We start from the raw sequence: 1,695 nt of genomic DNA on the forward strand, positions 1-1,695 counted from the left end.
CGCATTGACTCAGTTTTTTTGTTACCGAGCCACGGGCATTGCCTCATGTAATTTGCTACCCGTCAGAATGCTGGCGGGAGCGACTTATGGCGAGGCAGCTCAGCATGACAACACGACGGGAATTGACTGAGGCAGTCGGTGAGCGGTACCGCCGTTCTGGCCGGAACGAGAAGCGCGAGATCCTGGATGAGTTTGTTGAGGTGACGGGCTATCACCGCAAGCACGCCATCCGTGTGCTGTGCCGGGAGCCGCAGCCGTCGAGGGCGAAGCCCGGTCCGCCGCGACGCTACGATGACGAGGTGCGGGCCGCATTGATCACGCTGTGGGAAGCTGCCGACCGGATCTGCGGCAAGCGCCTGAAGGCGCTCATTCCGACGCTGATCGACTCCATGACACGGCATGGTCACCTGACGCTATCGAAGTGGGTTCGCCAACGGCTAAACCAGATAAGTGCCGCCACCATTGACCGACTGCTGCGGGACGTACGCGACCAGGCATTCGCCGGTCAACGCCGGCGCTCTGGCGGAGTCGGCAATGCAATTCGCCGTGCGGTGCCGATCCGCACGTTCTCTGGCTGGAACGATCCGTTGCCCGGCTATCTCGAGGTTGATTTCGTCGAGCACTGTGGTGGCACCAAGATCGACGGCGACTTCGTGCACAGCTTCGTGATGACAGATATCGCGACCGGCTGGACCGAATGCCTGGCCATGCCGTATCGCAGTGGGGCGTTCGTTCTGGAGCACATCGAGAGTGTTAGCCGTGCCTTGCCGTTTCCGCTGCGTGGTCTGGATTGCGATAACGATACTGCCTTCATGAACGCGGCCATGTTCGACTTCTGCAAGGCAACGGGTATCGAGCTGACACGCTCACGTGCCTACAAGAAAAACGACCAGGCGTGGGTCGAGCAGAAGAATGGATCAGTCGTGCGCCGCCTCGTTGGGTATGGCCGGTTACGCGGCCTCGAAGCCACGCAAACACTTGCCGCCCTTTACGAGGTTTCGCGGCTGTACATCAACTTCTTCCAGCCGTCGTTCAAGCTGAAATCAAAGACACGTCACGGCGCAAAGGTGACCAAGCGCTACGAAACGCCTTTGACCCCGCTCGAGCGCGTGCTGCGTTCGGCTTCGGTACCGGAGTCAACCAAACGTCGACTGCGTGCCCAGTTCAGGGCGCTCGACCCACTGGACCTCTTACGTCGAATGCGAGAAGCCCAACAATGCGTCGCAGAATGCAGCGCTTCCGGCTCGGCGCCGACGGAGACTAAAACACCTGATCAAGTTCCACTCGCGGATTTCCTGGCAAGTCTTGGAACAGCGTGGCAGGCCGGTGAGGTCCGGCCGACGCATCACCGAAAAGCGCGCGTCCCACACGACTGGCGCACCCGGGAAGATCCGTTCGAGCATACCTGGCCGAAGATACAGCAATGGCTCGAAACGGAGCCCGGCATTACAGCGCAAAAGCTCCATGAGCGTCTCACTGCGATGGCTCCCGCAATGTATTCCGGAGCACAACTGCGCACCTTGCAGCGCCGTGTGAAGGTATGGCGATCGAATCGTGCCAGAGAACTGGTGACGCGGATACTCGGCGACGCCGACGCGATGAAGGCTGGCGCCGCTACGCAGCGCCAGCCTTCATCGCAAAACAACGGGACCGTGACAACTACCCGGGAGTAACATCATTCCGTGAGGCAACACG

The 1,695-nt window shown here is 60.4% G+C and carries 1 protein-coding gene; it reads left to right on the top strand.

Going from position 1 to position 1,695, the window contains the following annotated elements:
• Positions 1 to 86: 86 nt before the first annotated feature.
• Positions 87 to 1,673, top strand: coding sequence for an integrase catalytic domain-containing protein (locus LJ655_RS30005; RefSeq protein ID WP_230564772.1), 1,587 nt, complete (start codon positions 87 to 89; stop codon positions 1,671 to 1,673).
• Positions 1,674 to 1,695: the final 22 nt, after the last annotated feature.

Origin of the sequence: Paraburkholderia translucens (assembly GCF_020881035.1) — a bacterium.
Lineage (GTDB): Bacteria > Pseudomonadota > Gammaproteobacteria > Burkholderiales > Burkholderiaceae > Paraburkholderia > Paraburkholderia translucens.

What these genes read in the sequence shown, in the direction of transcription:
- LJ655_RS30005 (WP_230564772.1), top strand. Translation starts at nt 87, where the DNA reads ATGGCGAGGCAGCTCAGCATGACAACACGACGGGAATTGACTGAGGCA.